This is a genomic window from Actinomadura logoneensis (assembly GCF_003428695.1).
Taxonomy (GTDB): Bacteria; Actinomycetota; Actinomycetes; order Streptosporangiales; family Streptosporangiaceae; genus Spirillospora; species Spirillospora logoneensis.
Genome location: NZ_QURH01000794.1, coordinates 1 through 4,197, shown reverse-complemented (window position 1 = coordinate 4,197; position 4,197 = coordinate 1). Strand labels below are relative to the sequence as shown.

The window sequence follows — 4,197 nt, the reverse complement described above, 5'->3', positions numbered from 1 at the left end:
CTCGCCGGCCTCGTCGGCCGGGACGTCCGCGGCGCCGTCGGCGGGCGCGGTGGCCTCGTCGGCCGCCCCGTCCGTCGGCTCGGCCGCGGCAGCCGCAGCGGACTGGGCCTCTTCGATGGCCTCGTCGTTGGGCTGTGAGGACTCGGACACGGCGCTGATCCTTCTTCTCTCGACTGGCTTGACTGGAGTTTTCCGGCGGTGGACCGGACGCGGGGGGATGGTCGGCTCTGCGCTGCTGACGCGGACCGCGGGAACGGCTCCGGAGCGTCACGGCTCCGGAACGAGGGGCACGCGGCGGGCGTGCGTCCCGCGGTCGGCGGGGATCAGCCGAAGAGCCAGAACACGCCCTTCTGCAGACCCCAGTCGATGCCCGCGACGAGCGCGACCATGACCAGCACGAAGACCAGGGAGACCGTGGTGTAGGTGATCAGCTCACGGCGCGTCGGCCAGATGACCTTGCGCAGCTCGGCGATCACCTGGCGCACGAAAAGGGCGGGAGTCGTCCGCTTCGGCGCGGAGCTCGACTTGCCCTCGTCCTTGGCCGCGGCCTCGCCGCGCGTCTCAGTCGCCATTGTGCCGCCGTTCACCTCATAGGTCGTGTTCAACCACGTCGTGGTTGTTCGCGCGGACCCCGGCAGCCCGTGGCCGCGCGGGGAAGCGCGCACCGCACCTCGCAGGGCAGGAGGGACTCGAACCCCCAACCGCCGGTTTTGGAGACCGGAGCTCTACCAATTGAGCCACTGCCCTTCAACGCCTCCCGGGGGAGACACCCGATCTTCGCAGACCGGTTCGTGCCGGTCCCAGCTTACGGCTTGTGCGGACATGGCCGTATCCCGGTGACGCGTCACTAGGCAGAGGAGTCTACGGCCCCGGACGCCCTCCCGTCGAACCGGAATGCCGAAACGTTGCCCGGCATGTCTTCGCGAACTGCCGGAACGGCCCTCGATATCTCGCTGAAGTCATGCCCCCGCGTCGGTAACGTTACGGACATGAGCACTGAGCGTCCCCGCATCTCCCGGCGCATCGCCGCCATCTCCGAGTCCGCCACCCTGGCCGTCGACGCCAAGGCCAAGGCGCTGAAGGCGGCGGGCCGCCCGGTCATCGGGTTCGGCGCCGGCGAGCCCGACTTCCCGACGCCCGACTACATCGTCGAGGCGGCCGTGACCGCGTGCCGCGTGCCGCGGTTCCACAAGTACACGCCGGCGGGGGGCCTGCCGGAGCTGCGCGAGGCGATCGCCGAGAAGACGCTGCGCGACTCGGGCCTGCGGGTCGAGGCCGCCCAGGTGCTCGTGACCAACGGCGGCAAGCAGGCCGTCTACGAGGCGTTCGCGACGCTGCTCGACCCGGGCGACGAGGTCATCGTCCCGACCCCGTACTGGACCACCTACCCTGAGTCGATCAAGCTCGCCGGCGGCGTCCCGGTGGACGTGGTGGCCGACGAGACCACCGGCTACCGGGTGAGCGTGGAGCAGCTCGAGGCGGCCCGCACCGACCGCACCAAGGTGCTGCTGTTCGTCTCGCCGTCCAACCCGACCGGCGCGGTCTACTCGCGGGACGAGATCGAGGCGATCGGCCGCTGGGCCGCCGAGCACGGCCTGTGGGTCGTCACCGACGAGATCTACGAGCACCTCGTGTACGGGGACGCCGAGTTCCACTCGATGCCGGTCGTGGTGCCCGAGCTGGCCGACCGCACGCTGGTGCTCAACGGCGTCGCCAAGACCTACGCGATGACCGGCTGGCGGGTGGGCTGGCTGGTCGGCCCGAAGGACGTGGTGAAGGCCGCCGCGAACCTCCAGTCGCACGCCACCTCCAACGTCGCGAACGTCTCCCAGGCCGCCGCGCTCGCCGCCGTGACCGGGGACCTGTCGGCCGTCGCCGAGATGCGCAAGGCGTTCGACCGCCGCCGCCAGACCATGGTCCGGATGCTCAACGACATTCCCGGCGTCGTCTGCCCCGAGCCGGAGGGCGCGTTCTACGCCTACCCCTCGGTCAAGGAGCTGATCGGCAAGGAGCTGCGCGGCAGGCGTCCGCAGTCCTCCGTCGAGCTGGCCGCGCTGATCCTGGAGGAGGCCGAGGTCGCGCTCGTCCCCGGTGAGGCTTTCGGGACGCCGGGCTACTTCCGCCTGTCCTACGCGCTCGGCGACGACGACCTCGTCGAGGGCGTGTCCCGGGTCGCCAAGCTGCTCAGCGAGGCCCACTGACCCGGCTCCGAGGAGCCCCGGCCCGGCCGTTCGAGGCCGACCGGGGCTTTCTCATGTCCGGCGTGATTTTCCACACACTGGCGACGCCGCCACGCTGCGGCGTCCACCTCGTCCGCCTCTGCGGCGGAAACCCGGATAGGCCTCGCTTGCGGGGTTTTGGAGGCCTCTGAACGACCGGCGGCGTCCGCGAAAGGATCATGTGGCGCATGGCCGCAACGGGTCATGGCGGGTAGTCCGGACTGATGGTCCTGGTGAGCCGCGGGTTCCACACCGGCGCGGATCCGGCAACATTGGCTCATGGAGGCCCCTACCGCGTCCGTCGCGTCCCCACCGGTCGAGTCCCGTCGTCCCCGTCCGCTGGCGACGCTCCCGAAGGCGCACCTGCACCTGCACTTCACCGGCTCGATGCGGCACTCCACCCTGGTGGAGCTCGCCGGCAAGTACGGCGTGCACCTGCCGGACGCCCTGGTGGAGGACTGGCCGCCCCGGCTGCGCGCCACCGACGAACGCGGCTGGTTCCGGTTCCAGCGCCTCTACGACATCGCCCGGTCCGTCCTGCAGTCCCCGGACGACCTGCGCCGCCTGCTCCGCGAGACCGCCGAGGACGAGGCCGCCGAGGGGTCCGGCTGGCTGGAGATCCAGGTCGACCCGAGCGGCTACGCCGCCCGCTTCGGCGGCCTGACACCGACGGTCGAACTCGTCCTGGCGGCAGCCCGCGAGGCCGAGCAGGCCACGGGCGTCGGCATCGGCGTGATCATCGCCGCGAACCGCACCCGCCACCCCCTGGACGCCAAGACGCTCGCCCGCCTCGCCACCCGCTACGTCGACCAGGGCGTCGTCGGCTTCGGCCTCTCCAACGACGAGCGCCGGGGCCGCGCCTACGACTTCGACGGCGCCTTCCGCATCGCCCGGCGCGCGGGCCTGCTGTCGGTCCCGCACGGCGGCGAGCTCCTCGGCGCGACCAGCATCCGCGAGTGCCTGGAGACCCTGGAGGCCGACCGCATCGGCCACGGCGTGCGCGCCGTCGAGGACTCCCGCCTCCTCTCCCGCATCGTCGACCGCGGCGTCACCCTCGAGGTCTGCCCGGCGTCCAACGTGAGCCTGGGCGTCGCGTCCACCCCGTCCGACGTCCCCCTCCGCACCCTCTACGAGGCGGGCGCCAGCCTCGCCCTCGGCGCGGACGACCCCCTCCTCTTCGGCTCCCGCCTGGCCCGCCAGTACGAGCTGGCCCGCGAGGTCCACGACTTCACCGACGCCGAACTGGCCGACCTGGCCCGCCACTCCATCCAGGCGTCCGCCGCCCCCACCCCCCTGCGCACCCGCCTCCTGACCCAGGTAGACACCTGGCTGGCCACACCCCCCGAATAACTTCCACTGCCCCACGCCCATCCCCCACCCGAGCGGCAACCAAGCAACAGCGAGACGCCGCCTTCCGGACGCGTGCTCACAGCACCCATCAGCGGACAACTCCCCGGGCACAAGGCGAGAGCCCAGCCCTGCCAATTGCCGACCGAAAGGGACGCGCGTCTACGGCGGCGGCCTGGCCGTGGCGGTCACCTTCGGCGCCAAGGGCAGGGTGGCGGCGCTGATCTTCCTCGGCATCCTGCTGCGCGCGGGCGGCACATCGGGTGCTGGGAGAGGCGCGGGACCAGGGCTGGCACATCTCGTGTGACGTAGCGGCTGAGGACACCCGGCCCAGCAGCGGGAGGCCCAGCGCGCCGCGAGTGGGTCTTCGCACCGGGGACGGGCCATCGCCGCGCGCCGGAAGGTGGGCCAGAGCTGGAGGGTTAGCGCGTCCGGGTTAGGGCTCCGCGCTGAGGCCAGAGCCGGGACCACCCGGCCGCGCCCGGCGTGAGGCTCCACGCGCGGGAGGCCGGAGCCGGGAGGACCCGGCGCGCCCGGCGTGAGGCTCCGCGCGGGAGGCCGGAGCGGGGAGGACCCGGCGCGCCCGGCGTGAGGCTCCGCGCGCGGGAGGCCGGAGCTGGGAGGACCCGGC

Annotated in this window: 4 protein-coding genes and 1 tRNA gene; 3 read left to right on the top strand and 2 right to left on the bottom strand. The window is 72.4% G+C overall.

The window, feature by feature from the left end; all coding sequences use genetic code 11:
- Positions 1–323 precede the first annotated feature (323 nt).
- On the bottom strand, positions 324–572 hold the full coding sequence (gene secE / locus DZF91_RS27545) for a preprotein translocase subunit SecE (protein WP_117360053.1): 249 nt from the start codon (positions 570–572) through the stop codon (positions 324–326).
- A gap of 102 nt (positions 573–674) precedes the next feature.
- Positions 675–747 (bottom strand) — tRNA-Trp (locus DZF91_RS27540).
- 242 nt (positions 748–989) lie between these two features.
- Between DZF91_RS27540 and DZF91_RS27535 the strand changes: the two genes are divergently transcribed.
- The 3 genes from DZF91_RS27535 (at position 990) to DZF91_RS42755 (ending at position 3,873) form a co-directional block, all read left to right on the top strand.
- Complete coding sequence (locus tag DZF91_RS27535) at positions 990–2,201, top strand: pyridoxal phosphate-dependent aminotransferase (protein ID WP_117360052.1); 1,212 nt, start codon at positions 990–992, stop codon at positions 2,199–2,201.
- Positions 2,202–2,498: 297 nt separating this feature from the next.
- The gene (locus tag DZF91_RS27530; protein WP_117360051.1) at positions 2,499–3,569 is read left to right on the top strand and encodes an adenosine deaminase; all 1,071 of its coding nucleotides are present in this window, start codon (positions 2,499–2,501) and stop codon (positions 3,567–3,569) included.
- Between the two features lie 178 nt (positions 3,570–3,747).
- Entirely contained in the window at positions 3,748–3,873 is a 126-nt protein-coding gene (locus DZF91_RS42755; RefSeq protein WP_268915986.1) for a hypothetical protein, read from the top strand.
- The last annotated feature ends 324 nt before the right edge of the window (positions 3,874–4,197 follow it).